The sequence below is a fragment of the Termitidicoccus mucosus genome, from assembly GCF_038725785.1.
Lineage (GTDB): Bacteria > Verrucomicrobiota > Verrucomicrobiia > Opitutales > Opitutaceae > Termitidicoccus > Termitidicoccus mucosus.
This window is the reverse complement of the sequence record NZ_CP109796.1, coordinates 1,702,062-1,727,481: the sequence shown is the minus strand read 5'-3', so window position 1 is coordinate 1,727,481 and position 25,420 is coordinate 1,702,062. Positions and strand designations below refer to the sequence as shown.

The following is a 25,420-nucleotide window of genomic DNA, read 5'->3' as shown; positions in this document are numbered from 1 at the left end:
AACGGACCGCCTGTCAGCCGGCGGCTTTCAAGGCTTCGCCGGACGCAATGGGGAGCGTCAGCCCCCGCGCTGGAGTTTGCAATGCTCGCGGTATTCGCGCGGGGGCTTTCCCGTGCGCGCGGCAAACATCCGCATGAACGAGGACAGCGACGAGTAGCCGTTCTTGCGGGACACATCCTCGAGCGGCAGGTCGGTCTGCCGCAGCAGCCGCTTTGCCCCCTGCATCCGCAATTCCACGAAATACTCGTGCACGGTGCGCCCCAAGTCGGCGTGGAACACCCGGTCAAGCGTGCGCCGCGGCAGGCCCACGGCGGCGGCCACCTGGTCGGTGCCGATCGGCCGGTGGCATTGCGCGCGCATGAAGTCAACCGCCTTGAGCACCGCCGGACGCGCCGGCGGCAGCCAGGCCGTCGAGGCGCGGCTGATCACCTCCAGCGGCGCGACCCGCGTCCACCGCTGCTCCACCTTCTTGCCGGTCAGCAGTCGCTCCAGCGTCTCCGCCGCGGCCCGCCCAATCCCGCGCGATGGCAGCGCCACGCTGGAAAGGCGCGGCATGGTCACCTCGCAAATCAGCTCGTCGTCCCCGATTCCGATCACCCCGACCTCGTCCGGCACCCGGATGCCCGCCCACCGGCACGCCGCCAGCACCCGCTCGCCCATTTTGTCGTCGTAGGCCAGCACGCCGGCAGGCTTCGGCAGCGCGCCCAGCCATCGCGTCAACGCCTCGATCTCCATCTGTCCGTCGCGCCAGCGATCCTCAAACACATGCCCGCCGGTTGCGCCGTCGCCGCCGCCCGCCGCCGCCTGCTCCAAAAGATGAGCCGCCCGCGCGGTCGAGACCAGACTCCCGGCGAGCCCGCAGTAGCCGAGGTGCTCGAACCCCGCCGCGCGCAAGTGCCCGGCCGCTATGCGCACCAGCGCGTCGTCGTCTACGAACACCGCCGCGTCCGACAGGTCCGGATGCCGCGCCCCCGTCTCCACGCACACCACGCCCCTGGCCTTCACCGCCTCCTGCAACGGGCGCGACCGGTCGAAAAAGATCGCCCCGTCGAGGTCGATGGCCGCCATTCTGGCAATTTCGTTTTCGTTGTCCTGGCGGATCAGGTAAAGCCGCCAGTTCTGCTCCAGCGCATATTGGTAGCAGCCGAGGAGGCGTTCGCGCCCCGGGCCATCGCGGGTGTCGATGCACACCGCGACGCGCAACGCTTCGCCCGGTTTCCGCCGGGCGCGGGAAGTCCTTCGACTGCCGGCCATGCTCCGCACCCAAACGTTTCGGCGGGCAAGGTCAATGGCCTAAAATAGAAATACTCTGGCTTATTTGGCCATTCGCCAGCCGTGTCCGGGCCGTTAACATCATCGCCATGCTTGAGCTTCCCCGCCGCTTTCATTTCCCCGCCGCCGTGTTTGCGCTGGCCGCCGTCTTGGTGGCAACCCTTTCCCTGCGCGCCGCGCAAACACCGCCGCGGGCTCCGCGCGTGCTCGTCTCGTGGGAACGCTGGCCGGCCGCCGGCGTGGAAACCGCCGCCACCCTCGCCGCAACCGCCGATGCCGCGCCCGCCGCCATGTCGCCGGGCTGGCTCCGGCTGACGGCGAAAAAGGAAAACGACGGCGCGCTCGTCCTGCGCGCGCCGGGCGGCGCATGGGACTTGGGCGCGTTTGCCGAAATCGCCGTGCCCGTCCGCAATCCCGGCCCGGCGCCGGTGGGCGTGATGCTCGAAATCCGCGACACCGCCGCGCCCGACGGTCCGGTCAAGGCGCACCCCCGCACCTACCGCGCGCGGGCGGCGCTGCCCGCGGACGGATCGACGGTGTGGCTGGCGGTGCCGCTCGGCACAAAAAATCCCGGCCCGCTCGCCGCGCGCTTCCTTTCCATGCAGGCCGCTCCCGCCGACTTCGCGCGCCACGGCTTCATGGATGGCGCGGACATTGCGCAAATTTCCCTCCGCCTCACGAGCGCCGCCGCCGGCGCCGGCATCGCCGTCGGCCCCGTCCAGGCGCGCGGCGTGCCCGAGCCGTGGCGCGACTGGCCGGAGTCGCGCGTGTTTCCGCTGGTGGATGAGTTCGGCCAATACGCGCACCGTTCCTGGCCCGGAAAAATCAGCTCGGCGGACGATTTTGCCGCCCGCCGCGAGGCCGAGGATGCCGACCTCGCCGCGCACGCGCGTCCGCGGGACTGGAACCGTTACGGCGGCTGGGCCGGCGGCCCGCAACGCCGCGCCACGGGGTTTTTCCGCGTGGAAAAAATCGACGGCCAGTGGTGGATGATTGACCCGGACGGGCGGCTCTTCTGGTCGCACGGCGTGGTGCGCGTGGCCACGCGGCAGCGCGTCGGCGGCGTTTACCGCGGCACCCCGCTGCCGGATCGCGAACACCTGTTCCGGCTGCCGCCGAAAGATTCGCCGCTCGGCCGTTTTTACGGCACCGAGGCGCCTTCGACGCGTGGCTACTATCTCGGAAAGGGCGCGCACGCCGTGTATGATTTTCTCGAGGCAAACCTTTTCCGCAAATACGGTGAGGGCTGGACGGCGGAGTTCGAGGACCGCGCGCTGCGGCGGCTGGAAAGCTGGGGTCTGAACACCATCGCCAACTCCTCCGATCCCGCCGTTTACCTGCGGCGGAAAACGCCCTACACCGCCATCGTCTATTCCGCGCCGATGGGCGGCGCCGAGTTCCGCGTCGAGGCGTCCGACGGCAACTGGGGCAAGCTGCCCGACCCCTTCGACCCGGCCTGGCGGCGGCACATGGACCGTGTCCTGCGCACCGAGCTGAAGGACTCGCTGAACGACCCGTGGTGCCTCGGTTTCTTCGTGGACAACGAGCTGAAATGGGGCGACCCCTGCCACACCGCCGAGGTTGTGCTCGCCTCGCCTCCGGCGCAGCCGGCCAAGCGCGCCTTTGTGGATGTATTGAAAAACAAATACGCCGATATCGCCGCCCTCAACGCCGCCTGGGGCGCGGCGCACGCGGACTGGGACGCGCTGCTTGCCGCCACCACGCCGCCCGACCGCGGACGCCCCGACGCGAAGGCCGACCTGGAGATGCTGAGCGACCGTTTCATCGACGAGTATTTCGGCGGCTGCCGCGCCGCGCTCAAGGCCGCCTCGCCCCATCACCTTTACCTCGGCGCGCGCTTCTCGCATCCCACCTGGTTCGTCACGCGCATCGCCGCGCGGCATTGCGACGTGATCAGCGAAAACATCTACGCTCCCACCCTCGATGTCTTCCGCCTCGCCCCCGGCGTGGACCTGCCCGTGCTGATCGGCGAGTTTCACTTCGGCGCGCCCGACCGCGGCCTCTTCGATCCCTCGCTCGTTCCCGTGGCCGACCAGGCAGCCCGCGCCACCGCCTACCGCGAGTATGTCGCCAGCGCGCTCCGCCACCCGTCCATCGTCGGCACGCACTGGTTTCAATTTTACGACCAGCCCGCGACCGGCCGCTTCGACGGCGAAAACTTCCAGACCGGGCTGGTGGACATTTGCGACACGCCCTACGCCGAGACCATCGCCGCCGTGCGCGCCACCGCCGCCTCGCTGTATCAAACTCGCGCAGCCGCCGCGAAAAAACAGGCGCCAATAAAATGAACCAAATCAACCGCCATCGAATTTTCCCCGCCATGAACGCCAAAACCGACCTACGCCGCCTTCCCCCCGCGCTCCGCATCCTCGCCTTCGCCGCCGTCGCCCTCGCCGGTGCCCTCGCCCCGGCCGCTGCAGGCCACGTCTTGGAAAACAAGAGCCTCCGCCTCGAAATAGACGACGCCGGCCGCCTCGTTTCCCTCAAAAACCTCGCCGCCGACCACGGCAAGGGCTGCGAATACCTCCGCTCCCCCGGCCAGCTCTGGCGCATTTATCTTCAGGAGGACGACGAACTCGACATCGAGGTCACCCCCGACGACAGCGCCATCCGCCCCCGCATTTCCAACATCGTCACTCCCGCCGGCTCCGCCCTCCGCATCGTCTGGCCCTCGCTCACCCGTATCCGCGCGCGCGGCCTCGACATCAAGCCCGAGCCGCTCCCCGTCAGCGTCGAAATCACCGCCACGCTCCCCGACGAGGCCGCCGCCAGCGACGAAATCCGCTGGACCATCAGCGTCAAAAACAACACCGCCCTCGCCGCCGCCACCGCCGTCCGCGAATGTCACTTCCCCCTCGTCGGCGACCTCGCCCTCGCCCCCGATCACAAACTCCTCTGGTCAAAACAAGGCGGCGAGCTCATCCCCGACCCCCGCGACGAAGTCGCCCGCCAGTTCACCGCCTACAAGGCCGCCGACCACCTCTTCCGCGCCTTGACTCTTTCCTACCCCTCCTTCCACGGCGCCTCCGCCAATTGCTTCGCCTTCGCCGGTCCCCGCCAGGGCCTCTACTTCGGCTGCCACTCCACCCGCTTCGAGCGCACCCTCCACCAATTTCGCGTCTATCCCGCCGAAAAAGTCCCCGGCACCTCCAAGGCCGTTTTCGACCAGCCCTCCGCCAGACTTGAGGCCGGCTTCGTCCGCTTCCCCGGCATCGCCGCCGGTGATACCTGGACCGAGGGCGAGTTCGTCACCGCCCCCTATTCCGGCGACTGGCATGTCGTCGCCGGAAAATACCGCCGCTGGGCCGGCACTTGGTTCCAGAAAAACCCCGACGGCACCCCCGTTGCCGCCGCCCGGACCGTCCCCGAGTGGGTCCGCCGCATGAACGGCTGGCAGCGCATCATCCTCCGCCACCAGCACGGCGAAATCCACTACCGCTACGCCGACCTCCCGCAAATCCACGCCGACGGTGCCGCCGCCGGCATCAACACCCTCTTCCTGTTCGGCTGGCAAAAGGGCGGCCACGACAACCACTACCCCGACTACACCCCGAACCCCAAGCTCGGCACCGAGCGCGAAATGCTCGACGGCATCGCCCATTTCAACAAAAACGGCGGCCACGTCATCCTCTACACCAACGGCCGCCTCATTGACCGCATCAGCGACTACCACAAAGCCACCGGCGTCGGCCCCGTCATCCTCGACCCCTTCGGCAACGAAGTCCTTGACCGCTACACCTTCACCGGCCCCGGCAACTTCGCCAGGATCTTTGTCGGACGCTACTTCGCCATCGCCTGCCCCTCCTCTCCCGCTTGGTTCGACCACCTCCGCGCCCAAGCCGACCGCGCCGCCGCCTACGGCTGCCACTCCCTCTTCCTCGACCAGATGGGCATGGACGAGCCGCCCTGCTCCAACCCCGCCCACAACCACCCCCCGCACTGGGTCGGCTCCGTCGCCGCCAAGGCCGACATCATCCGCCGCCTCCGCGACCACCTCCGTTCCCTCGACCCCAACCTCGCCCTCGGCATCGAGATTATCAGCGATGTCACCGGCCAGCACGCCGACTACGTTCACTCCCTCTTCACCGGCTCCACCGGCCCCCGCGGCTTTCTGGAGTTCTTCCGCTACACCTTCCCTGAAATCATCCTCAGCGACCGCGAAATCCGCGACGATTCCGACATCGAGCGCCGCGTCAACCGCGCCGTCCTCCTCGGCCTCCGCTCCGATGTGGAAATCTACCGCTGCCGCCGCACCATCGCCGAGACCCCGTATTATCAAAGCTACCTCGCCAAGATAGACGCTCTCCGCCAGCGCCAGGCCGATCTCCTCCTCGAAGGCCGCTACACCGACACAGACGGCTTCGCCAATTCAAACACGGAGGTCCAGGCCCGCTCCTTCACCCTCGGCAAGCGCATGGCCATCGTCGCCACCCAAAGCGCCAAGGACGCCGCCGCCGCCACCATCACCGTTCCCGCCGGCTACAAATACGCCGGCCACGACGCCGTCGGTGACGCCGAAGTCACCCCCGCCAGCGCCGCCGAAATCCACCTCGTCCTCCCCCGCCACGCCCTCGCCGTGCTCCTCTTCGAATCCGCCAAATAGCCGCCCCTCCGCCGCCATGACCACCCGCGCCAACCCCAACACGCCCGCCGAAGCCGGCCCGCCGCCCGCGCGCTTCGAGCGCGTCGTTGACGGCAAACAAACCGGCCTGTTCGTCCTCGCGAACCGTCACGGCGTGGAAATCCGCGTGACCAACCACGGCGCGCGCATCGTCTCCTGGCTCGCTCCCGACCGCGACGGCAACCTCGCCGACATCGTGCTCGGCTACGACACTATACAAGATTATATAAGCTCAAGGGAACCCTACTTCGGCGCGGCCATCGGCCGCTGCGCCAACCGCATCGCACGCGGACGCTTCACCCTCGACGGCGTCGAATACAGCATCCCGCCCAACAACGGCCCCAACGCCCTCCACGGCGGCCCCAAGGGTTTCCATGCCGTCGTCTGGGACGCCCGCCAGCCCGACCCGCGCACGCTCGAACTCGCCCTCCTTTCCCCCGACGGCGACCAGGGCTTCCCCGGCAACCTCCGCGTGAAAATGGTTTATACGCTCACCGACGACAACGAACTCAAAATCACCTACGAGGCCGTGACCGACCGGCCCACCATCGTCAACCTCACCAACCACTCCTTCTTCAACCTCCACGGCGCCGGCTCCGGCGACATCGGCGGTCACCTGCTCGAAATTCGCGCCGGCCATTGCACGCCCACCGACGCCGCGCACATCCCCACCGGCGAAATCGTTTCCGTCGCCGGCACGCCGTTCGATTTCCGCCGGCCCGCGCCCATCGGCGAACGCAAGGGCCTGAACTTCGTCCTCGACCCCTATGGAACGCGGACGGCCCGTCCGCTCCCCATCGCCGCCCGCGTCGTCGAACCGCACAGCGGACGCGTGCTCGAAGTCCGCACCGACCAGCCCGGCCTCCAGCTCTACTGCTCAGACAGCCTCCCCGCCGGCATCACGGGAAAACAGGGAAAACCTTACGGCCGCCGCTCCGCCCTCTGTCTCGAAACCCAGCGTTTCCCCGACAGTCCGAACCACGCCAATTTCCCCTCCGCCACCCTCCGCCCCGGAGAAACCTACCGCCACGTCTGCGTATATAAAACCGCCGTCGAATAAAAAGACTCCCCCTTTCCCCTCCCATGAAAGTCACCGCCATTGAAACACACATCTGCCATGCGTGGCGCACGAACTGGGTGTTCGTGCGCGTGCTCACCGACAGCGGCCCGCACGGCGTCGGCGAGGCCACGCTGGAATACCGCGAGCCCACCGTCGCCCAAGCCTGTCGCGAACTGGAGCGCTACCTTGCCGGGCGCGACCCCTTCGACATCGAGGCGTTCTGGCACGACACCTACCGCGACGCCTACTGGCGCGGCGGCCCCGTGCTCATGAGCGCGCTCTCCGCCGTCGAAATGGCCCTCTGGGACATCAAGGGCAAGGCGCTCGGCGTCCCCGTCTGGCAGCTCCTCGGCGGGCGCGTGCGCGACCGCGTGCCCTGCTACGCCAACGGCTGGTTCGCCCCCGCCAAGCGCCCCGACGAGTTCGCCGAAAAGGCCCGCGCCGCCGTCGCCCGCGGCTTTCGCGGCCTGAAGTGGGACCCGTTCGGCTCCGCCTACATGAACATCGGCAAGCGCGAGCTCGACGACGCCATCGCCTGCGTGCGCGCCGTCGTCGAGGCCGTCGGCCCCGAGGTGGACATCCTCATCGAGGGGCACGGGCGTTTCAACGTCCCCACCGCCATCCGCATCGCGCGCCGTCTGGAGGAGTTTGACATCACCTGGTTTGAGGAGCCGGTGCCGCCCGACAACCCCGACGCGCTCGCCGAGGTCAAGCGCCGCGTCCGCGTGCCCATCGCCGCCGGCGAACGCATCTACAGCCGCTGGGATTTCCGCAATTTCCTCCAGCTCGGCTGCGCCGACTACATCCAGCCCGACGTGAGCCACGCCGGCGGCATCGGCGAACTGCGCAAGATCGCCGCTATGGCCGAGACGCACCACATTGCCATCTGTCCGCACAACCCCTCCGGCCCCGTCGCCAACGCCGCCACGCTCCAGCTCGCCGCCTGCACGCCGAACTTTTTCCTGCTCGAAACCATGTCCGACGACGTGCCCCACCGCCGCGAAATCAGCACCGAGCGCGTCGGCTTCGAGGCCGGCGCCATGCTCATCCCCGACGGCCCCGGCCTGGGCATCGACCTGGACCTCGAAGCCATCGCCCGCCACCCCTACGAGCCGCGCAATCTCCGCCACTACACCGGCGCGCTCACGGACATCCGCCCCGCCGACGCCGTCTCCTATTTCGACCATAACAAAACCAATTAACCCGGCTTGACCGGCTTGAACCGCCAGCTCCTCATGAATTTCAAAGACCAACACGTGCTCGTCACCGGCGCGGCCACCAACTCCGGCCTGGCCATCGCCCGCGCCTTCGCCGCCGCCGGCGCGCGCGTCGCGCTCAACGACCTCGATCCCGCCGCCACCGAACAAGCCGCCGCCGAACTCCGCGCGGACACCGGCGGCGAGATCGCCGCCATGCCTGCCGACCTCGCCAGCCGCGACGCCGTCGCGGGCCTGTTCGCGCGCATCCGCGCCGAATGGGGCCGGCTCGACGTCCTCGTCAACAACGCCGTGCAGCACGCCATCGGCCACTCGTTTCTCGATATGCCGCCGGCGGTTCTGGAAAACGTCGTGCGCGTCAACCTCCTCGGCACGTTTTATTGCTCGCAGGAGGCGGCGCGGCTGATGGTCGCGCAGGGCGGCGGGGCGATCGTGAACCTCGGCTCGAACGCCGCCGCGCGCGCCATCCGCAACCGCAGCGCCTACGTCGCCACCAAGGGCGGCATCGAGGCGCTCACCCGCGCCATGGCCCTTGAACTCGGCCCGCGCGGCATCCGCGTGAACACCGTCATCCCCGGCTACATCCACACCTCGCGCTGGGACGGCCTCGCGCCCGAGGTCGTGGCCCGGCGCCGGGCCATCGTCCCGCTCGGCCGCGAGGCCGACGGGGCGGACATCGCCGACGCCGTCCTTTTTCTCGCCTCGGAACAGGCCCGCCGCATCACCGGCTCCCGGCTGGTGGTTGACGGCGGCTGCTCCGTCCAGCTTGTCCCGGAGGCGTTTGAGACATGAAACCCTCAAAACCCCTCCACGCCCGCTACAAATGGGAGCTGCTCGCCCTCCTGTGCCTGGCGTTTTTCTTTCACCAGGGCGACCGCGCCATCTTCGGCGTGGTGCTCCCGCAAATCCGTGCGGACCTGCTGCTCACCGGCGCGCAGGAGGGTCTGGTGGGCTCGGTGCTGTTTTTCACCCTCGCGATCCTGATGCCCTTCGCGGGCTTCGCCGGCGACCGCTTCCCCAAGACCCGCGTCATCACCTCCTGCCTGCTTTTCTGGAGCACGGCCACGCTCTTCACCGGTTTTGCCGGCGGCGTGGTCGCCCTCGTGGCGCTGCGCAGCGTGGCGACCGCCGGCGGCGAGGCGTTCTACGCGCCCTCGGCGTATTCGCTGCTCGCCAAGTTTCACCGCTCCACCCGCAGCATCGCGATGTCCGTCCACCAGGCCGCGCTCTACATCGGCGTCATCACAAGCGGCTTCCTCGGCGGCTGGATCGCCGACCGCTGGGGCTGGCGCTCGGCGTTCTACGTCTTCGGCGCCTGCGGCATCCTCCTCGCCTTTGTCTTCATGCTGCGCCTGCGCGACACGCCGGAGAACAACACCGCGCCGGCGGCTCCCGTAGGGCCTGACCTCGCGTCAGGCCGCGTTGATAATCCCGGCGCGACACAAGGTCGCGCCCTACAAAACTCGCCCGTGCCCGCTCCCGCCGATGACACGTCGTTCCTCCGTTCCCTCGGACTGATTTTCCGCACACCGACGGCGCTGCTGCTCACCGTCGCGTTCACCGCCATCGTCTGCGTGAACAACGCCTACGTCGTCTGGGCCCCCTCGTTTCTTCAGGACAAGTTCCACCTCTCGCTGACGCTGGCCGGCGGCTACTCGATGCTTTTTCACCACCTCGCCGCCATGGCCGGCGTGCTGGCCGGCGGCGCGTTCTCGGACTTCCGGGCGCGCACCCGCCCGACCGCGCGGCTGGAGTTGCAAACCATCGCGATGGCCCTCGGCGCGCCCGCCATCCTCTGGATGGCCCTCGCGCCAAGCCTTGCGACCGCGTGCCTCGCAATGGGGATTTTCGGGTTTTTCCGCGGCCTCTACGAATGCAACACGCACGCCTCGCTCTTCGACGTGATCCCGCCGCGTTCGCGCGCGACCGCCGTGTCGGTGATGACGATGGCGGCGTTTCTCATCGGCTCGCTTTCGCCCTGGGCGCTGGGCCGCATGAAGGACACCTTCGCGGACGGCTCCGGCCTGTCGCGCGGGTTCGCCGCGCTCGCCGCGCTGTATGTGATCGGCGCCGGCGCCGTTGCGTTCGCGAGGGCGCGCACCTTCCGCCGCGACGCGCTTCGCACCAATGAATGACGGAGATTTCGAGCGACCTCCGTCCATGAAAACGCCCCGCTCCGCCGCCTTTGCCCTCAATCGCCGGTGCGCCTGTCCCCGCGCCACCTTCCAGTGAAAATAGAAAGATCCAAAATGAAATTCTCCATGAAGCCCGTCCTCCTCGCCGCGCTCTGCGCCCTCGCCTCCGCCGCGCCCGCCGCCGACGACACCCTCGCTCCGCGTCCGCGCCCCGCCGCCACCGCCATCCGCGTCGTCACCGCCAACCTCCGCGTGCCCGTCAATGGCGACTATGCAACCGGCAACGGCTGGAACCAGCGCCGCGAACTCTGCCGCGACACCCTCCTTGCCCAAGATGCCGACATCATCTGCTTTCAGGAATGCCGTTCCATCCAGCTCAACTTCATCAAGGAAAAATTCCCCGGCTTCGAGCACTTCGCCATTGAAAACGCCCCCAAGGCGAACGCCCGCGCCGAGCCCACCATCGCCATCCTTTACTCCGCCGCCCGCTTCAAGCAACTCCGCGCCGGCGGCTTCTGGCTCTCCGACACTCCCTCCACGCCCAATTCCCGCTTCGACGATTCCGCCTTTCCCCGCCTGGCCAACTGGGTGCTCCTGCAAGACAGCGTCACCGGGGGCGCGTTCGTGGTCTGGAACACCCACCTTGACCACATCAGCGGCCCCGTCGGCGACTCCGTGCGCGAACGCCAGATCGCCGTCCTCCTTGCACAAGCCGGAAAAATCCCTTCCGACCTCCCGCAAATCCTCACCGGCGACTTCAACACCACCGCCGGCAGCAATGCCATCCGCGCCGTGAAAACCGCAGGCTGGGCCGATTCTTACGCCGTCCTTCACGGTCCCGACGACCCCGGCTCCACCTACCACGGCTTCCTTGGCAAAAATTACACGAAAAAAAGCCACGGCAAAATCGACTTCATCTTCTTCAACGGCCCCCTCAAGCCTCTCGCCTCCGAAATCGTCCGGGACGAACAGAAAGGCCGTTACCCCAGCGACCACTATTTCATCTCCGCCGACTTCGAATTTGCCAAGACGGTGGACGCCCCCGCCGCGCTCAAACCCGGTCAAACCCCTGATGGCACGCATCCGTAATACTATCCTGAAAAATCGTGCTCAAAAGCGTATGATTTCCCTATGACCAAGTTGGTTTTGAATAGCCACAAAGAGGCACAAAAAGCGCAAAGGCAGGATGCTTATTCTGCTTCATCTTTGTGCTTCTTGCGCCTTTTTGTGGCCATTTATTTCTTCGGTTGCGGCGTAGCCGCTCCAGGCAAATCCGTGGGTCAAAATCCTTCCAACTCCAACCTTCGCACTTAAATCCTCCCCTCCCATCCGTGCCATGAACACCAAAACCTCGCTCAGCGCACTTCTGACCGCCCTCTGCGTTTTCGCATCGGGCTCCGCCTTCGCGCATCCGAAGGCCCCGCCGGTGCCGCTCAAGCCCGTCGGCCACGTCATCCCGCGCCCCTCCTCGCAGGGTGTCAGCCCGCGCCTCGGCATCGGCTTCGAAAAGCTCGACCGCGATGTCTTCGACCCCGAAAAAGCCTACGACAAACTTGGCGCCATCGGCGTCAAATGGGTGCGCCTCCAGTCCGGCTGGCAGCGCACCGAGAAGGTCCGGGGGCAATATGATTTCGCCTGGCTCGACTCCGTGGTGGACAACCTCATCCGCCGCGGCATGACACCCTGGCTCTGCCTTTGCTATGGCAACGAGATCTACTCCCCCGAGGCCAAAAAATATTTCGGCGCCGTCGGCGTCCCGCCCATAAAAACCAAGGAGGAGCGCGACGCGTGGGCCGCCTACGTCACCGCCACCGTCAGGCATTTCAAAGGCCGCGTCCCGTTGTATGAAATCTGGAACGAACCCAACAGCAAATGGTGCTGGAAGTCCGGCGTCAGCCCGGCCGAATACGGCGGGTTTGCCATCGCCACCGCCGAGGCCGTCCGCGCCGCCGATTCCGCCGCGCAAATCGCCGGCTTCGCCATCACCAACCTCACCGATTTGCCCTACGTCTCCGCCGCTCTCGACACCGGCCTCGCCCGCCATCTCGACTCGGTCACCTACCATTATTACATGACCGGCGAGCGCGGCTACGCGCACTATTTCGAGGCGTTCAAGGCCCTCGTCCATTCCTACAACCCGGCGATCAAAATCATCCAGGGCGAGTCCGGCGCCCAGTCCCGGCCCGACGGCAAGGGCGCGCTTCGCCACCTCGCGTGGACTCCGGAAAAACAGGCCAAAATCCTGCTCCGCCACCTCGTCAGCGACCTCTCGCTCGGCGTCGAGTTCGCCTCCTATTTCTCCACCCTCGACATGATCGAGGCCCTCAACGGCAAGGTCGGCGACAAAGCCTCCTACCTCGACTACGGCTATTTCGGCGTTCTCGGCGCCGACTTCGACGCCGACGGACGTTCCACCGGCGAATACACCCCCAAGCCCGCCTACCACGCCCTGCAAAACCTCTGCGCCGCCCTTGCCGACGATGTCAGCGTGGAGCCCGTCCCGATACGTATCGCGCCGGGCAAGGAGGAGACCGCGTTCGGACAGGATCTCGATCCGTCCGGTGCCAGCCTCCAATTCCTCGGCCTGAAAAAAGCCAACGGCGCCCGCGGCTTCATCTATTGGAATGCCACCGACGTGCTGACGACGAACTTCGAAAGCACGACCTCGATGATCTTCGCCAAGCTTCCCACGCCCGTCCGCCTCGTGAACCTGATGACCGGCGTCGTCCATGAGATCCCGGCGGAGAATCTGGTCAAATTTCCCCGAAGCGACGCCCACACGCTCAAAAACATCCCCGTGACGGACTATCCGCTCCTTCTTACCTTCGGCGATTTCATCCCCTTCAGTCCCGTCCGCTGAATAAGAAAATTTCGAGGCATTTGGGGAAATCGCTCCGGGGATTTTGATACCGGGCAGAGGAAGAGACTCCGAAGGTGACGTCCGTAGATGAAGAGTGAGGAGCCTTTCCGGGCATCAATGTCTTATGGCTTGCGGGATAATGACCTTGATGTTTGCGACCCGTTTGAACTCTGAGGCGTTGCATGTCGCCACGCGCATGTTGTGGTGAAGGGCGGTGGCGGCAATCATTATGTCGTGTGCGCCAATGCGCGCGCCCGCCGCCTCAAGTTTTGCCCATAGTGCCGCGTGGGTGCGAGCGCAGTCTTCGTCGAAATCCATGATGGAGAGACGGTGGAAAGGAAAGATTGCAGCCAAGCGGCGCGGGCCTTGCCACGCGCGACGGTGGGGCCCGAACAGAGCACCCTCGTTTTTGCACAGGTCATGCGGATCTTTTCACCGAAACAAGCGCCGCGCCCCATGAGCCGTGCCGCACCTGGTTGGCGTGGTGCAACGACTCGTCATGTGTCGCGTTGTTGCGCAGCATGGCGGAGACGATTTTGAGCCGGCGCATGCCTAGGCAGCGCACCGTGCAGGCATGGCTCTGGCCCTTGTCGCGATGTGCTTTGTAATATGCCTACGCCCGGTCGCAATAGTGCCGCGTCAAATCAACCCAGAGATGAACGGTGTGCTGGAGGAAGCGGTTGCACTGCCTTCGCAGATATCCAACTCGTTCTCTTTCCCCATCCTACTACCTTATCACCCCATGCAAGTGTCCATGACAGCCTCTAGTAGCGATTGCGCGCTTGAAAGGGCTTGCGGTTCGGGCCGAAGTTACGCCCGCCGCCTCCCATTGCCTCCTTCGGCTTGGCCTCGTTTACCGTAAGCGTGCGGCCGCCGAGATCGGCACCGTTCATCTTTTGCACGGCGAGCTGGCTCGCCTCGGCCGTATCAAACGTGATGAAGGCAAAACCGCGCGCACGGCCGGTTTCACGGTCGGTGGCGACAAAGACATCGGTCAGGCTGCCGAAGGCGCCGAAAGCGTCGCGGAGATCCGCTTCGCTGGTGTTGAAGGAGAGGTTCCCAACATAAAGTTTGGAATTCATGGTGATTTTTTGCGTAGGCTTCGTGGCTGTCAGAGTGTTCCCGGGAATCGAGTTTCGAATCATTCACCTGAACAGAGAGCTCATCTGAAGACCCACCAATCACTGGCATCTAAACGTCGTATACGACGGTCCGAGGGTTCCGGTTCGTGGGGAATATGCAAGCATTATCCGCACGCGGATAAAATACTGCATAATAATTTCACATCCGGGCAATCGCTAGACGGCGCGCGGGAGCAGAAAAAGCAGCACGGCGAGAACGTGACAGGTGCTTCCGCCCAGCACAAAGACATGCCAGACGGCGTGATGGTAGCGCAGCCGTCTCCAAGCATAAAACCCGGTGCCTGCTGTATAGCATAGCCCGCCTGCCAGCAGCAACCAAAGCGCCTCATTCGGCACGTGCGTTAGCAAGGGTTTGAATGCCACCACGATCAACCAACCGGCAAATAGATAGGCCAACAACGAAACCCGGTGATAGCGTTCGCCATAAAGCAACTTAAACACCGCGCCCGCTCCACATATGCCCCAGATTACGCCGAACAAACTCCAGCCCCAAGGACCTCGCAGATGCGTCAGCAAAAACGGTGTGTAGGTGCCCGCGATAAGCACAAAAATAGCCGCGTGGTCCAGCCGGCGGAAGAAGCGTTTTCCCCATTCGCTGCGCTGGGTGTGGTAAAGCGTGGATGATGTGTAAAGCACAAGCAGCGCCAGCCCGAATACCGTGAAGCTGACCACATGCCATGCCTCTCCGTACAGGCTGGAGAAAACAATCAGCAGCGTCAGCGCGGCGATGCTCAGAATCGCGCCGATGCCATGGGTGAGCCAGTTGGCAATCTTCTCGCCTCGGGTATCTTCCCGCGCATTGCGATCTCGACCGGTGCCTGATTGTGCCGGTGCCATTTCGCCTGCGGACTTTACTGCGGAGCGCGCCCGGCGCCGTTGCACCACCAGTTGAGCCCAGATGTCGAGCTTGCGGATAAACGCACAAGGTGTGGGGCTGCGGAATTTTTCCTGCGACCATTCTTCGCCGTTGGCGTAGACGGTCTGGGGAATCACGCACGTGCCGAAAAGCCAGTCCGCGACCGGCAAGCCGAAGAACCCCGAGATGGATTCATTGCAATCGATCACGGCGTGGTGGCGCAGATGAAATCCATAAACCGGCTGCCAGAACCAACTCCATCGCCGGTGCGTGACCAGCGGTTCCCATTTCTCGAACGGCCAGTGGTTGATCGCATGCAGAACCTCGTAGAGCGTCAGCGAACTGGCCAGCGCGGCGAACCCGGAGAAAAACCACGGGAAGCTTGGAAACAGCACGTGCAACAATATCAAAAGTGGTGTCAGGATCGCCGCAAACACTACCATCGAATACCAAGGGAAAAAAGCGGCTTCATGCTGCTCATCCTCAATGATCGGAAATTTATTTTCGATGCAGAGAATACCGCGTCCATCCTTCGAAGCCTTGCGTGCGACGCGTGTGAGTGCATGGTGCAAGGTGTGCTGGCGGTAGAGACGCCGCAGCATCGGGATGGCCGGAGTGTGAAGCACGTAACGGTGGAAAAAATATTCGATGAAACATGCCACGAGGCTGATGGCGGCGAAAGCAACCGCCCCTTTCCAAAACGGTGCCCGCAACTGCGCCTCCCAGGCTCCCGGAGCCAGCCACCAAAGCACGGCCAGCAAGCCCGAAAGGGTGATCGCGATAGTGAAGGCAAAAAGCGGCAATGAAAATTTTTCGTGATTGTGAACCGATGAAGAAGAGGAAACCATGACCCTATCCATTTAGTTTCATTTTGCCGATGATGCAACCGGCAATACGTATCGACACGGAAATGTGTCATGGAGAAGAGCCCCCGTGAAATGGCGGCAGGAATGCGAAGGAGTTGAGCGTGCCGGCGCGGGAATTTCGCATCGGACGCGCGGATGCAAAGACCAGCCTGCGCACGCGACCGCATTTGCCGCGATGAACACGGCGTGCCGGACCGCCAGCACATTTTTATCACTGCTCCAGTTCCTCGGCTGGCGGGTCCTTGCCAGAGTTGCTTGACACGTCGCGAGACAATGTTGGCCGGAATGCCGGGGGCGTCGATGACTGGTAATTGATCTCGTCACCATGGACGCAACACGCCAGTTTACCTCCGGAAAGGCAAACCGCAGTCACGATGAAGATACTTTTGGTCAGCCCAAAGACGCCTGACACTTTCTGGAGTTTTCAGTACGTGCTGCGTTTTGTGGCGAAAAAGGCAGCCTTCCCGCCATTGGGCCTGCTGACCGTTGCCGCCATGCTGCCGCGCGACTGGGAACTACGGTTCGTCGATCTCAATGTCCGTTCCCTGAATGATGCCGACCTGCGCTGGGCCGACTACGTCTTTATCAGCGCCATGATCGTGCACGAGGCATCGGTGCGGGAGATCGTCCGGCGCTGCGCCGCCCTCGACCGGCAGATCATCGCGGGCGGGCCGCTCTTTACCACCGGCCACAAGAATTTCCCGGAGATCCCGCACTTCGTGCTGGGGGAGGCGGAGGCGATCATGCCACAAGTGGTCGCCGACTTGCAACGCGGCTCGCCGCAACCGGTCTACCGGGCGCCCGCTTGCCCCGGCCTCGCCCAGACACCCGTGCCGCGGTGGGACCTGATCCGGATGAGGGACTACGTGACGATGTCCGCGCAGTTTTCCCGCGGCTGCCCTTTCGACTGCGAGTTCTGCGACATCATCGTGATGAACGGCCGCGTGCCGCGCACCAAGTCGCCCGAACAATTCATCGCCGAACTTGAGGCCCTGCGCCGGTACGGATGGAAGGACATGGTGTTCGTGGTGGATGACAATTTTATCGGCAACAAGGCGCGCACCCGCGCCCTCCTGCACGCCATGATCGCGTGGCGCGAACGCACGCGGACGCAGATGGGGTTCCTCACCGAGGCCTCGATCAACCTCGCCGACGACGCCGACCTGATTGCCCTCATGGTCACGGCCGGCTTCCGCAAGGTGTTTGTCGGGATCGAGACGCCCTCGGCCGTGTCGCTCGACGAGTGTCACAAGGTGCAAAATCGCGGCCGTGATCTCGTCGCCGCGGTCCAGGTCCTGCAACGGTCCGGGCTCGAGGTCATGGGCGGCTTCATCGTCGGTTTCGACAGCGACACCCGCGACATCTTCAAGCAGCAGTTCGATTTCATCCAGCGCTCCGGCGTGGTGACGGCGATGGTCGGGCTGCTCACCGCCCTGCCGCGGACGCGGCTCTTTGACCGGCTGAAGCGCGAGGGCCGGCTCCTCGCCAGTTCCACGGGCAACAACACGGATGCCACGCTCAATTTCCTGCCCCGGCTCAATCGCGATTACCTCGAGTCCGGCTACCGCGAGCTGATGCGCCGGCTCTACGAACCCCGCAACTACTACCGGCGCATCCGCGTTTTCCTGAAAACCTACCATGCGGCGGGCGGACGGCTGCGGTTGTCGTGGTCGGATGTGTCGGCGTTTTTGAAATCGTTATGGCTTCTGGGTGTCTGGCACCGCGGCCGCCTGGCCTACTGCCGGTTTTCCCTCGCCACCTTGTTTCGCCGCCCCGGCCAGTTTCGCGTGGCGATCGAGATGGCGATCATCGGCCATCATTTCCGCTGCGTCGCCGACCGGCTGTGAGCGAGGCGCGGCCGGCTCCATGTCGCGCGTTGCCCGGACAGCGTGAGGCCAATGGTGTTCCGCAGGAAAGGCGACTCCGCCTCCATGAGGATATGGGTTTCTGCCGATTGCCTGTCAGAGACCAAAGGGCAAACACTGCTTCAGTGCGGCAGCATGTCCGGGGGCGACGGGCTTGTCCTTTGCCGCGCGCCGTTTTGATTTTGCGCTTTTTGAGGCAAGCAGGTGCCGGAAGCCCGGCGTCCGGCGCAGCAGCCTGCCGGTGCCGGTCAGCTTGAATCGCTTGGCGACCGATTTTTTGGTTTTTTGCATAAAAGTATTCGATTAATTGATACGAGAGATGGATGGATGGTCGGACGTTGAAAAACGCCGGCTCAGGCGGCGCCGCCGAGGATGCAGAGGATGTCGTCTTCACGGACAATCGTGTGGTTCCGGTTGCCGAGTCGCACCGCTTCGCCGCTGTGCCGGGCGACGAGCACGGTGTCGCCGATGTGAACTTCGAAGGGCGCGACCCCGCCGCCCTTTTTCCCCCGCCCGCTGCCCAGCGCGATCACTTCCGCCTCCAGTGATATTTCCTTCGCGCTGTCGGGGATGATCACGCCATCCCGGGACTGTTCCTTGTCCTCATCACGGCGCCGGATGAGGATGCGATCGCCGATGGGTTGGATTTTTGAATGTTGCATAAGATGAAAGCACCGTCACCGCCGCCCCTGCATCTCCTGGGCCGTCGGGAGCCTGTAGATGATTTTGCCTTCGACGATTTCGCGCAGGGCGATGTCTTCGGGCTCCATTTTCTCCAGCGAGACCACCAGCGGCCGATGGCCTTGCCGGAGCTGCTTGACGCGTCGCGAGACGACGTTGATCAGAATGTTGGGATCGTCGATGACCTTGAGTGCGTTTTTGATGTAGTCGTCTCTCATTGGATAAAAAGGATTGCGGTGGTTGAGTGGTGGTGAGTGGAGCGGGTGCGTCCAAATGCTTCCCGGCGCTTTGAAATGATTATGGTCGAGGGCTGGCCGGCATGCGGTCAGCCGGTCGTCACCTGAATGCTGCTCTCGATGACGCCGGTGGCGATGGCGTGGCGGGTGAGGCCGGCGGTGTCATGGATGTCGAGTTTGTCCATCAACTGCTGCCGGTGTTTTTCAACGGTCTTGATGCTGATGCCGAGTTCGGCGGCGACCTGCTTGTTGGCCGCGCCCTCGGCCACGAGTTGCAGCACCTCCGCCTCGCGCGTGGTCAGAGGCCGGCTGGGCTTCGCGCGGGACGCTCCGGTTTCGCGGGCCCGCCGCGCCGCGTCCCGCAGGCGCTTCAAAATCGACGCGCTGAAATACGGATGCCCGGCGACGATCTCCTTGATCGCGCGGACCAGCACCTGCCCGGAGTTTTGTTTCACCAGATAACCGGACGCGCCGACCGCGGCCATTTTCGCCACATACTCGTCGTCGCTGTGCGCGGAGAGCACCAGCACCTTGGAGGCGGGCGCGGCGAGCAGGATCTGCCGCGTCGCCTCGAAGCCGTTGAGCACGGGCATGGCGATGTCCATCACGACAACGGCCGGGTGAAGCTTCCGGGCCAGATCCACCGCCTGGCGTCCGTTCGCCGCCTCGCCAACGACCTCGAAGTCGGGGTCCAGCACCAGCAGCGACCGCAATCCTTCGCGAACGATGGCATGATCTTCGGCCAACAGGACGGTGATCCGTTTCATAAGGCCGGCCTCCTCTGTCTGCCGCGGAATGGAATCTCGGCGCGCACGGTGGTTCCCTTGCCCGGCACCGACTTGATGACGAAGCGGCCGCCCACCATCTCAACGCGTTCCCTCATGCCGATCAGGCCGAGGTGCTTGTTGTTTTTGGCGGCGAGGGCGCGATCCACCTGAAAGGACCTGCCGTCGTCGCGGATTTCGAGGCGGACGGAGTCGGCGATTTTGAGAACGCGCACGGTCACGAGCCGCGCGCGCGCATGGCGGGCGACGTTCGTGAGCGCTTCCTGCGCGACCCGGTAGAGCACGGTGCGCCGGGTGTTGTTCAGGGCCTCCACGCCGGGAAATACCGTGAAGCGAATGAGCAGTCCCTTGCGTCCGGGCAGGTCCTTTATATAGGAGCGCAGCGCCGGGATCAGCCCGAGGTCGTCGAGCATCGCGGGGCGAAGTTCGCGCGCGTAACGATGGACGATCCGGATGGACTGCCCGACCAGTCGCTGGGTTTGGGCGATTCTCTGGCGGAGACTCCGGCTGTTGATCGCGGCAGATTCCTGCAAAGCCGCGAGCTGCACGTTGATGCCGGCCAGGATCTGGGCGACCTCATCGTGCAATTCACGGCTGATTTCCTTTCGCTCCTCCTCCTGCGCCGACAGGACCTGGTGCGCCAGGCGCCTCGACTGGGCGAGGAGCTGGCTGTAGTGCCGGGCGCCCTGCACGAGTTGCCTCTCGCCTTTTTTTCGTCGCGCGGTTTCGCGCCGCACCTGTTGCCGGGCAGCCGCCAGCGCGGCGGTGCGTGCGTGCAGCTTTGCATCGATGTGTTGCGCGTGGAGCGTGGCCGCCCGGGCGGGCTGGTGCGTGTGCTCGACCTGCTCCATGACCTGAAAAAAGAAAACTGCGCCGGCCTGCGCGGACGGGTGCCCGTCATGTCCCGCATTGGACGGAGGCTGCAACGCCACGGCTCGGTCGTGCATGCGGGCCAGGTCCAGCGTGTCCAGTCCGAGCGAAACGGCTGTGCGTCCGATCGAGCCTGCCGAACGCCCGTGTGCCCGTTGGCGCAGATGGCATCGCAGCGCTGCCTGGTAGTGTTTTTCAAACTGGATTTTTTTGTCGGTTTTCATGGCTGCGTCCTTTCAGCGCGGAGTTGGCCACCGGATCGCGGTTTCCCTCAAGGCCGGGGAGGGCAATCGGTGTCTGCGTTTGCATATTAATTAATGCGGGATGCCGCTTTTGGCGAGAGATTGTTTATGGGGTGAAGACCTGCCCGGCCCGCGTCCGGCCCCGTAGGGTTACACCCCATGGCAACCGGCCGGCCCCGGCGGTAGTATTAGTCGGCATCTCGACGGCGGGGGCGCATCTGCCCTCACGTTGCGTCGGATGAAAACAAGAGATACACCATGAACACACTCGAAATCAAAGGCGGCTGGAACATCACCAAGGGCAAACTGAAGCAAAAGTGGGCCAAGCTTACGGATGACGACCTCCAATACGTCGAAGGCAAACAGGATGAACTGATCGGCCGGATGCAGAAGCGCACCGGCGAAACCCGCGAAGCGATTGAAAAAGCGACCAAGGAATGAGGGAAATGAACATGAAAGATCACGTCTACAAGCTCATCGAACTCACCGGCACCTCGCCCATGTCCATCGAGGACGCGGTGAACAAGGCCATCCGGCGCGCCAACAAAACCGTCAAAAATCTTTGCTGGTTCCAAGTGGTGGAAACGCGCGGCAACATTGACAAGGGGCGGGTGCAATATTGGCAGGTGACCATCAAGGTCGGCTTCTCCGTGGAAACCTGAGTGAGTCTCCTATAACCGCTGACGGTCGGGGAGGAAATTTCCCGTCCCTCCCCGGCTCGATGCCCGGGCGGCGCGCCCATCCTCTTCCGCGATGCCAGCCCCGGCGCGGTGTTCTTCATCATCGCGCTGAACTGTTTTCGGAAACCCAGTGGTCAGATGGCCTGGGCCCGGAACTGCCCGCACACCGGGATCGCCGTTGTTTTCCGCAGGAGATCTGGCGGCTTTGAACTTTCTGTGCCGGCATGGCCGCGAAGCGCCCCGCTTTCATGGTTTTCATCCATTTCTCGCCGACAAGGAGACTGATTCCGACTGTTCAATGAAGTGACGCATGGCCATGATCTCGCTGGTCCCGGCGACATCGTGCGCGCGGGGCTGATGCAGGGCCAGGGTTTGTCCGTTGCGCGTCACTCGCAAATTGCCGTCGGGCTCCTCCGTGACCTCGCCGAGCGTGTCCAGCAGGGCGCAAACCGAGCTCCAGTCCAGGTCGGGAGGGGACGGATATTGAAAAATGGCGGTGCAGGTGCGCCGTTGCGCATCGGTGAGGGGGAGTGATGGCATATTTTTTTGGGTTTAAGGTTGGCCGCCTTTGCTTGGCGGGTGAGGATATCGGCCGGCCCCAGACTGCACGAAAACATCGGGATGGGCAATGGGGTGTTATACTACCGGCGGCGGAGGCTTCGCAGTGCGCCCGAAACCGGCGGTCCGGAGGAAGCCGTAACCGGATTATGGATACAAGCGGCTCCGGCTCATCAGGCCTGGCCGCCCTGGCCGCCTTCGTTTTCCCATACCGCCTCGGCTTTGTCCGTCCCGCCGGCGGAGCCTCGGCGGGGCATGGCGCCTTCGTTGATCAAAGCGGCGAGCATCCATTCCATTTTCTCGTGTGTTTGCATCGCCTCCCAAAGTCCGGCCTCATCTTCATACCGGCGCCCGGACTGCACGATGAGGGTTTTGATGCTCCGGCGGAGATTCCGGTGCCGCCTCAATAAATTCGCGAGCGGCCGTTTCGCGATATCCGGAACGTCTGCCAAGGCATGCACCGGAAGCGTCATGCCGTGGCTGGGGATGTCCGCGTGGCCGGATGGCAACAGACGCTGTTCCAGCCGGGCGATGATGGCTGCGAGTTGCTCGCCATGTCGCTCGAGGATGCGGACAATATCCTGGGGAAAGTTGCCCTTCTCTGCGGCGAGCAATTCGCGAATACTATTCAGCAGATCGTATTCCTCCTCGATAACGGTTCCGAATCCGTATGTGATGTGTGTCGCGTTCGAGTCCATGTCAGGAACCGGATGCCAAACACGGCTTCACCGCAGACCGGACTTGCTGTTCTCGCCGGTCTTCCTGTGCGGTGGCGCGGGCGGCTTGGCGTATCCGGTCCTCGCCGGCTGCCTCGACGCCTTTTTCTGCCAGTTGTTCGTTTTCGCTTCGGCCCTCGGCATCCTCATCCTCGAGGGAGGATTCGGGCGTCTGGCTCCCGATCGATCCCGGCACCGGATTCCAAGGTTTTATTTCGTTGATCGAGTCAAGCATCGCCTCCTGCCGGTCCGCATCGGACTCGCCCGTCACTTCACGTTTTGCCTGCTCGTAGTCGGTTTGCGATACATGCGACGGCTTAAGGCCGGCAATCATGGCCAGTTCGCGGGTGCGCATGTGCACACGTTCGCGGGGCGTCGGAATGCTGGCGGTGGCGCTTTTGTTTTCAGTCAGACTATTTTTGTTGGGATGATTTTTGTCCATTGGGCTTTAGTATATCGGAAAAAGCTCCGGAAGCCATGGGGTGTTACCCGATATCGGGTCAACCTGGCTGGTCGCGGTATGAACGAAACAGCATCAAGCCCGGCCTTCGCGGAGATGGGCCCACTGGTCAGTTTCTCGACCTCCATGAGGAGAGTGTGAAGCTCGACGAGGAGTTCCATGGACGTGCGCGCAGTGGTTTCGACGTCAGTATTCATGGGAGCATGGGCGAGGACTTGGATGGCGGGCGACCGGGAGCGGTCAGGCCTGCCTTGAGCGGACCAGCGAGATGATGAAGAGCACGAGAAAGACGACGAAGAAAACCTTGGCGATCATGGCGGCGGTGCCGGAGATGAAGCCAAAGCCGAGGACGCCCGCGACAAGCGAAATGACGAGAAAAAGGAGAGTGTAGCTTGGCATGGGAGGATGCGGGTCACAGGGTTCTGGGTCCGCGGAACAAGCCGGTCAGCCCTGCAATGATTGCGATGCTGCCTCCGGCAAACAGCCATATGGTTTTGTCGGTCAGCGTCCCGGTGAAAAAGCGGGAAAAGCCGGAACCGATCGAATCGGAACTGCTGATGCCATAGCCGATGAGAGCGATGCCGCCTGCGAGCAGCACGACTGATATGATTCTGTTCATGATTTTTGTAGTTTTGAGCGTTTGGCGCCACGAGGCGCCTGCCTGGGCAGGCGCCGGTGTTCGTTCGTGGCAGGATGAGCGCGGTCTGAAGAAAACGGCATTCCACCGCTGCCTAGCTTTTCACGGTCATGTTATTGTTGACCGACTTCACGCCGCGGACGTCCTGGACGAGTTTGGTAACGAGGGATTTTTCAGCGCTGGAGCTGGCTTCGCCCGTGATGGCGATCACGCCGTTGGTGGCGGTGATCTTGGTCTTGAGCGCACTTGTCGCCTTGTGAATGAAAAGCGCGTGCTTCACCTGGGCGGTGATGGAGATATCGTCGATTTTTTCGCCAAGCGTCGCATCCGTGGCGGATGTGGCGTCGGGTTTCGCGACAATGTCGTTTTGGACGGATTGCACCCAGTCGATCTCCCGGGCGTAAAGCCCGGTGAGTTCCTTCTGGGCAAGATTGTCGGCCGTGCCGGTGAGGGTGACGACACCGTCCTTCACGTCGACCTTGGTGGTGGCGATGCTGACGTTGGCTTTCATCAGCAGCCGGCTACGAATTTTGAAGGCCATCCACGCGTCCGAGTGCTCGGGATAGGTGGACTTGATGGCGAGTTTGTTGTCCACGCTGGTGACTCCCGGGAGATTTTCCACGGTATCCTCGGCGAGGGCTTTTTCTTCCTTGTCCTGCACGGTGCCGGTAAGGGTGACCACACCGTCGCGGGCTTCCACCTTCACGTGATCCTCGAGGATCGTGCGGTAATTGTAGGATGCCTTCGCGGCATCCTCGATCTTGCGATCGGTTTCGGATGAAGCGAGCAGGATGATCGGGCTGGCGGCAAGCAATAGCAGGACTGGCATGTTTTTGATTTTCATATGGGATAGATAAACCATACGCCGCCCGCGTTTCCATCGCCATGGGGTCTAGTCCTACCGTCGGCTATCGGCCCCGCTGTTTTCTCGTGGCGGAGCGCGCCCCGCCTCCCGAAGTTGAACAATTGCGCGTCGGCAATCGCGGACGAAGCCAGTCCTGCCGAGGGATCGTCGTCGGGGTGGGTGAATACCCCATGTCGGACGGCGGCATCCGAGCTTATTTTATAACCGGCATCGGGCAAATTGACGAAAGCGATCCGTTGCGAACCGGCCGGGCCGGAATCGCCGCCTGACTCATTCGGAATCATGCATCAACTGGACCTTATTCTGACCCTGGCCGGAGGCTTTATCGCGACGCTTGTGCCGGGCCTCGGCACGCAGCAGCGTTTGGGCCTTTCGCCCATCGGCGGATATCTTCTGGCCGGCATCGTCATCGGCCCGCGCACACCGGGGTTCGTGGCCAACAAGGAGATGGCGGAGCGGTTTTCCGAAATCGGTGTCATCCTGCTGATGTTCGGAGTGGGTCTGCAGTTTCACTGCAAGGAGCTGCTGGCAGTCAGACGCGTCGCGATCCCGGGCGCGCTGGTGCAGAGCGCCGTGGCGACACTGCTGGGCGCCGTGGTGGTGCATGGGTTCGACTGGAGCTGGCCGGTGGGCATCGTTTTCGGTCTGACCCTTTCCGTTGCGAGCACGGCCGCCCTGCGCATCGCGGGCGCGGATTGCGTCTTTACGGGCGAAGGCGAAGTCGCGCTGGCGATGACGGAGTTTATCCTCGGCCAGTTCAACGCGACACGCGAGC

General features: G+C 63.9%; 28 protein-coding genes and 1 pseudogene. 13 read left to right on the top strand and 16 right to left on the bottom strand.

Annotated elements, in window-relative coordinates:
* Positions 1-57 precede the first annotated feature (57 nt).
* Positions 58-1,254: a xylose operon transcription regulator XylR gene (locus OH491_RS05890; RefSeq protein ID WP_084442463.1), complete on the bottom strand. Its 1,197-nt coding sequence runs from the start codon at positions 1,252-1,254 to the stop codon at positions 58-60.
* Between the two features lie 107 nt (positions 1,255-1,361).
* On the opposite strand from OH491_RS05890, the gene OH491_RS05885 reads away from it, so the two are divergent.
* From OH491_RS05885 to OH491_RS05850, 8 genes are all read left to right on the top strand, one after another.
* Positions 1,362-3,581 carry a hypothetical protein gene (locus tag OH491_RS05885; RefSeq protein WP_068771892.1) on the top strand — a complete coding sequence of 740 codons (2,220 nt, stop codon included), beginning with the start codon at positions 1,362-1,364 and terminating at the stop codon, positions 3,579-3,581.
* A 32-nt stretch (positions 3,582-3,613) separates the two neighbouring features.
* Positions 3,614-5,896, top strand: coding sequence for a DUF6259 domain-containing protein (locus OH491_RS05880; RefSeq protein WP_342750907.1), 2,283 nt, complete (start codon positions 3,614-3,616; stop codon positions 5,894-5,896).
* 16 nt (positions 5,897-5,912) lie between these two features.
* A complete protein-coding gene (locus OH491_RS05875; protein ID WP_068771894.1) occupies positions 5,913-6,974 on the top strand; it encodes an aldose epimerase family protein in 1,062 nt (353 codons plus the stop codon).
* Between the two features lie 23 nt (positions 6,975-6,997).
* Positions 6,998-8,176, top strand: a complete 1,179-nt coding sequence (dgoD, locus tag OH491_RS05870) for a galactonate dehydratase (protein WP_068771895.1) — start codon at positions 6,998-7,000, stop codon at positions 8,174-8,176.
* 33 nt (positions 8,177-8,209) lie between these two features.
* The gene (locus OH491_RS05865; RefSeq protein ID WP_068772015.1) at positions 8,210-8,983 is read left to right on the top strand and encodes an SDR family NAD(P)-dependent oxidoreductase; all 774 of its coding nucleotides are present in this window, start codon (positions 8,210-8,212) and stop codon (positions 8,981-8,983) included.
* The gene (locus OH491_RS05860; protein ID WP_068771896.1) at positions 8,980-10,326 is read left to right on the top strand and encodes an MFS transporter; all 1,347 of its coding nucleotides are present in this window, start codon (positions 8,980-8,982) and stop codon (positions 10,324-10,326) included. Before OH491_RS05865 ends, OH491_RS05860 begins: the two co-directional genes overlap by 4 nt.
* 126 nt (positions 10,327-10,452) lie before the next feature.
* Positions 10,453-11,415, top strand: coding sequence for an endonuclease/exonuclease/phosphatase family protein (locus OH491_RS05855; RefSeq protein WP_068771897.1), 963 nt, complete (start codon positions 10,453-10,455; stop codon positions 11,413-11,415).
* A gap of 247 nt (positions 11,416-11,662) precedes the next feature.
* Complete coding sequence (locus OH491_RS05850; RefSeq protein ID WP_068771898.1) at positions 11,663-13,186, top strand: GH39 family glycosyl hydrolase; 1,524 nt, start codon at positions 11,663-11,665, stop codon at positions 13,184-13,186.
* A gap of 114 nt (positions 13,187-13,300) precedes the next feature.
* On the opposite strand, the gene OH491_RS05845 is transcribed toward OH491_RS05850, so the two are convergent.
* From OH491_RS05845 to trhA, 4 genes are all read right to left on the bottom strand, one after another.
* Positions 13,301-13,540 (bottom strand): PIN domain-containing protein, encoded by a 240-nt coding sequence (locus tag OH491_RS05845; RefSeq protein WP_334319543.1) that lies wholly within the window; start codon positions 13,538-13,540, stop codon positions 13,301-13,303.
* A 64-nt stretch (positions 13,541-13,604) separates the two neighbouring features.
* Positions 13,605-13,736: a hypothetical protein gene (locus tag OH491_RS05840; protein ID WP_334319544.1), complete on the bottom strand. Its 132-nt coding sequence runs from the start codon at positions 13,734-13,736 to the stop codon at positions 13,605-13,607.
* A gap of 214 nt (positions 13,737-13,950) precedes the next feature.
* Positions 13,951-14,268, bottom strand: coding sequence for an RNA recognition motif domain-containing protein (locus tag OH491_RS05835; RefSeq protein WP_068771900.1), 318 nt, complete (start codon positions 14,266-14,268; stop codon positions 13,951-13,953).
* 216 nt (positions 14,269-14,484) lie between these two features.
* Complete coding sequence (trhA, locus tag OH491_RS05830) at positions 14,485-16,032, bottom strand: PAQR family membrane homeostasis protein TrhA (protein ID WP_334319545.1); 1,548 nt, start codon at positions 16,030-16,032, stop codon at positions 14,485-14,487.
* Positions 16,033-16,424: 392 nt separating this feature from the next.
* Between trhA and OH491_RS05825 the strand changes: the two genes are divergently transcribed.
* On the top strand, positions 16,425-17,897 hold the full coding sequence (locus OH491_RS05825) for a B12-binding domain-containing radical SAM protein (protein WP_068771901.1): 1,473 nt from the start codon (positions 16,425-16,427) through the stop codon (positions 17,895-17,897).
* A gap of 114 nt (positions 17,898-18,011) precedes the next feature.
* Here OH491_RS05825 and rpmI read toward each other — a convergent pair whose 3' ends face one another.
* The 5 genes from rpmI to OH491_RS05800 form a co-directional block, all read right to left on the bottom strand.
* Entirely contained in the window at positions 18,012-18,206 is a 195-nt protein-coding gene (gene rpmI, locus OH491_RS05820) for a 50S ribosomal protein L35 (protein ID WP_068771902.1), read from the bottom strand.
* 62 nt (positions 18,207-18,268) lie between these two features.
* Entirely contained in the window at positions 18,269-18,577 is a 309-nt protein-coding gene (locus OH491_RS05815; protein WP_068771903.1) for a co-chaperone GroES, read from the bottom strand.
* 15 nt (positions 18,578-18,592) lie between these two features.
* Positions 18,593-18,814 (bottom strand): DNA-directed RNA polymerase subunit omega, encoded by a 222-nt coding sequence (locus OH491_RS05810; RefSeq protein WP_068771904.1) that lies wholly within the window; start codon positions 18,812-18,814, stop codon positions 18,593-18,595.
* A 107-nt stretch (positions 18,815-18,921) separates the two neighbouring features.
* Positions 18,922-19,599, bottom strand: a complete 678-nt coding sequence (locus OH491_RS05805; protein ID WP_068771905.1) for a response regulator — start codon at positions 19,597-19,599, stop codon at positions 18,922-18,924.
* Complete coding sequence (locus OH491_RS05800) at positions 19,596-20,711, bottom strand: sensor histidine kinase (protein WP_068771906.1); 1,116 nt, start codon at positions 20,709-20,711, stop codon at positions 19,596-19,598. The genes OH491_RS05805 and OH491_RS05800 overlap by 4 nt, the downstream gene beginning before the upstream one ends.
* A gap of 276 nt (positions 20,712-20,987) precedes the next feature.
* Between OH491_RS05800 and OH491_RS05795 the strand changes: the two genes are divergently transcribed.
* Both OH491_RS05795 and OH491_RS05790 read left to right on the top strand, forming a co-directional pair.
* Positions 20,988-21,170, top strand: coding sequence for a CsbD family protein (locus OH491_RS05795; protein ID WP_068771907.1), 183 nt, complete (start codon positions 20,988-20,990; stop codon positions 21,168-21,170).
* 11 nt (positions 21,171-21,181) lie between these two features.
* Positions 21,182-21,391, top strand: a complete 210-nt coding sequence (locus OH491_RS05790) for a dodecin (protein ID WP_068772017.1) — start codon at positions 21,182-21,184, stop codon at positions 21,389-21,391.
* Positions 21,392-21,664: 273 nt separating this feature from the next.
* On the opposite strand, the gene OH491_RS05785 is transcribed toward OH491_RS05790, so the two are convergent.
* From OH491_RS05785 to OH491_RS05760, 6 genes are all read right to left on the bottom strand, one after another.
* Positions 21,665-21,949 carry a hypothetical protein gene (locus OH491_RS05785; RefSeq protein ID WP_068771908.1) on the bottom strand — a complete coding sequence of 95 codons (285 nt, stop codon included), beginning with the start codon at positions 21,947-21,949 and terminating at the stop codon, positions 21,665-21,667.
* A gap of 191 nt (positions 21,950-22,140) precedes the next feature.
* Complete coding sequence (locus tag OH491_RS05780; protein ID WP_068771909.1) at positions 22,141-22,665, bottom strand: hypothetical protein; 525 nt, start codon at positions 22,663-22,665, stop codon at positions 22,141-22,143.
* A 1-nt stretch (position 22,666) separates the two neighbouring features.
* The gene (locus OH491_RS05775) at positions 22,667-23,125 is read right to left on the bottom strand and encodes a hypothetical protein (protein ID WP_068771910.1); all 459 of its coding nucleotides are present in this window, start codon (positions 23,123-23,125) and stop codon (positions 22,667-22,669) included.
* 258 nt (positions 23,126-23,383) lie between these two features.
* Positions 23,384-23,542 (bottom strand): DUF1328 domain-containing protein, encoded by a 159-nt coding sequence (locus OH491_RS05770; protein WP_068771911.1) that lies wholly within the window; start codon positions 23,540-23,542, stop codon positions 23,384-23,386.
* Positions 23,543-23,555: 13 nt separating this feature from the next.
* A complete protein-coding gene (locus OH491_RS05765) occupies positions 23,556-23,762 on the bottom strand; it encodes a DUF3185 family protein (RefSeq protein WP_068771912.1) in 207 nt (68 codons plus the stop codon).
* A 112-nt stretch (positions 23,763-23,874) separates the two neighbouring features.
* Positions 23,875-24,609: a BON domain-containing protein gene (locus OH491_RS05760; RefSeq protein WP_334319547.1), complete on the bottom strand. Its 735-nt coding sequence runs from the start codon at positions 24,607-24,609 to the stop codon at positions 23,875-23,877.
* Between the two features lie 56 nt (positions 24,610-24,665).
* Between OH491_RS05760 and OH491_RS05755 the strand changes: the two genes are divergently transcribed.
* Positions 24,666-24,914: a hypothetical protein gene (locus OH491_RS05755; RefSeq protein WP_145928985.1), complete on the top strand. Its 249-nt coding sequence runs from the start codon at positions 24,666-24,668 to the stop codon at positions 24,912-24,914.
* Between the two features lie 13 nt (positions 24,915-24,927).
* Positions 24,928-25,323 (top strand): annotated as a pseudogene (locus OH491_RS05750) (cation:proton antiporter); the annotation flags it as partial.
* Positions 25,324-25,420: the final 97 nt, after the last annotated feature.

What these genes read in the sequence shown, in the direction of transcription:
- OH491_RS05890 (WP_084442463.1), bottom strand. Translation starts at nt 1,254, where the DNA reads ATGGCCGGCAGTCGAAGGACTTCCCGCGCCCGGCGGAAACCGGGCGAA.
- OH491_RS05885 (WP_068771892.1), top strand. Translation starts at nt 1,362, where the DNA reads ATGCTTGAGCTTCCCCGCCGCTTTCATTTCCCCGCCGCCGTGTTTGCG.
- OH491_RS05880 (WP_342750907.1), top strand. Translation starts at nt 3,614, where the DNA reads ATGAACGCCAAAACCGACCTACGCCGCCTTCCCCCCGCGCTCCGCATC.
- OH491_RS05875 (WP_068771894.1), top strand. Translation starts at nt 5,913, where the DNA reads ATGACCACCCGCGCCAACCCCAACACGCCCGCCGAAGCCGGCCCGCCG.
- dgoD (WP_068771895.1), top strand. Translation starts at nt 6,998, where the DNA reads ATGAAAGTCACCGCCATTGAAACACACATCTGCCATGCGTGGCGCACG.
- OH491_RS05865 (WP_068772015.1), top strand. Translation starts at nt 8,210, where the DNA reads ATGAATTTCAAAGACCAACACGTGCTCGTCACCGGCGCGGCCACCAAC.
- OH491_RS05860 (WP_068771896.1), top strand. Translation starts at nt 8,980, where the DNA reads ATGAAACCCTCAAAACCCCTCCACGCCCGCTACAAATGGGAGCTGCTC.
- OH491_RS05855 (WP_068771897.1), top strand. Translation starts at nt 10,453, where the DNA reads ATGAAGCCCGTCCTCCTCGCCGCGCTCTGCGCCCTCGCCTCCGCCGCG.
- OH491_RS05850 (WP_068771898.1), top strand. Translation starts at nt 11,663, where the DNA reads ATGAACACCAAAACCTCGCTCAGCGCACTTCTGACCGCCCTCTGCGTT.
- OH491_RS05840 (WP_334319544.1), bottom strand. Translation starts at nt 13,736, where the DNA reads ATGCGCCGGCTCAAAATCGTCTCCGCCATGCTGCGCAACAACGCGACA.
- OH491_RS05835 (WP_068771900.1), bottom strand. Translation starts at nt 14,268, where the DNA reads ATGAATTCCAAACTTTATGTTGGGAACCTCTCCTTCAACACCAGCGAA.
- trhA (WP_334319545.1), bottom strand. Translation starts at nt 16,032, where the DNA reads ATGGTTTCCTCTTCTTCATCGGTTCACAATCACGAAAAATTTTCATTG.
- OH491_RS05825 (WP_068771901.1), top strand. Translation starts at nt 16,425, where the DNA reads ATGAAGATACTTTTGGTCAGCCCAAAGACGCCTGACACTTTCTGGAGT.
- rpmI (WP_068771902.1), bottom strand. Translation starts at nt 18,206, where the DNA reads ATGCAAAAAACCAAAAAATCGGTCGCCAAGCGATTCAAGCTGACCGGC.
- OH491_RS05815 (WP_068771903.1), bottom strand. Translation starts at nt 18,577, where the DNA reads ATGCAACATTCAAAAATCCAACCCATCGGCGATCGCATCCTCATCCGG.
- OH491_RS05810 (WP_068771904.1), bottom strand. Translation starts at nt 18,814, where the DNA reads ATGAGAGACGACTACATCAAAAACGCACTCAAGGTCATCGACGATCCC.
- OH491_RS05805 (WP_068771905.1), bottom strand. Translation starts at nt 19,599, where the DNA reads ATGAAACGGATCACCGTCCTGTTGGCCGAAGATCATGCCATCGTTCGC.
- OH491_RS05800 (WP_068771906.1), bottom strand. Translation starts at nt 20,711, where the DNA reads ATGAAAACCGACAAAAAAATCCAGTTTGAAAAACACTACCAGGCAGCG.
- OH491_RS05795 (WP_068771907.1), top strand. Translation starts at nt 20,988, where the DNA reads ATGAACACACTCGAAATCAAAGGCGGCTGGAACATCACCAAGGGCAAA.
- OH491_RS05790 (WP_068772017.1), top strand. Translation starts at nt 21,182, where the DNA reads ATGAAAGATCACGTCTACAAGCTCATCGAACTCACCGGCACCTCGCCC.
- OH491_RS05785 (WP_068771908.1), bottom strand. Translation starts at nt 21,949, where the DNA reads ATGCCATCACTCCCCCTCACCGATGCGCAACGGCGCACCTGCACCGCC.
- OH491_RS05780 (WP_068771909.1), bottom strand. Translation starts at nt 22,665, where the DNA reads ATGGACTCGAACGCGACACACATCACATACGGATTCGGAACCGTTATC.
- OH491_RS05775 (WP_068771910.1), bottom strand. Translation starts at nt 23,125, where the DNA reads ATGGACAAAAATCATCCCAACAAAAATAGTCTGACTGAAAACAAAAGC.
- OH491_RS05770 (WP_068771911.1), bottom strand. Translation starts at nt 23,542, where the DNA reads ATGCCAAGCTACACTCTCCTTTTTCTCGTCATTTCGCTTGTCGCGGGC.
- OH491_RS05765 (WP_068771912.1), bottom strand. Translation starts at nt 23,762, where the DNA reads ATGAACAGAATCATATCAGTCGTGCTGCTCGCAGGCGGCATCGCTCTC.
- OH491_RS05760 (WP_334319547.1), bottom strand. Translation starts at nt 24,609, where the DNA reads ATGCCAGTCCTGCTATTGCTTGCCGCCAGCCCGATCATCCTGCTCGCT.
- OH491_RS05755 (WP_145928985.1), top strand. Translation starts at nt 24,666, where the DNA reads ATGGGGTCTAGTCCTACCGTCGGCTATCGGCCCCGCTGTTTTCTCGTG.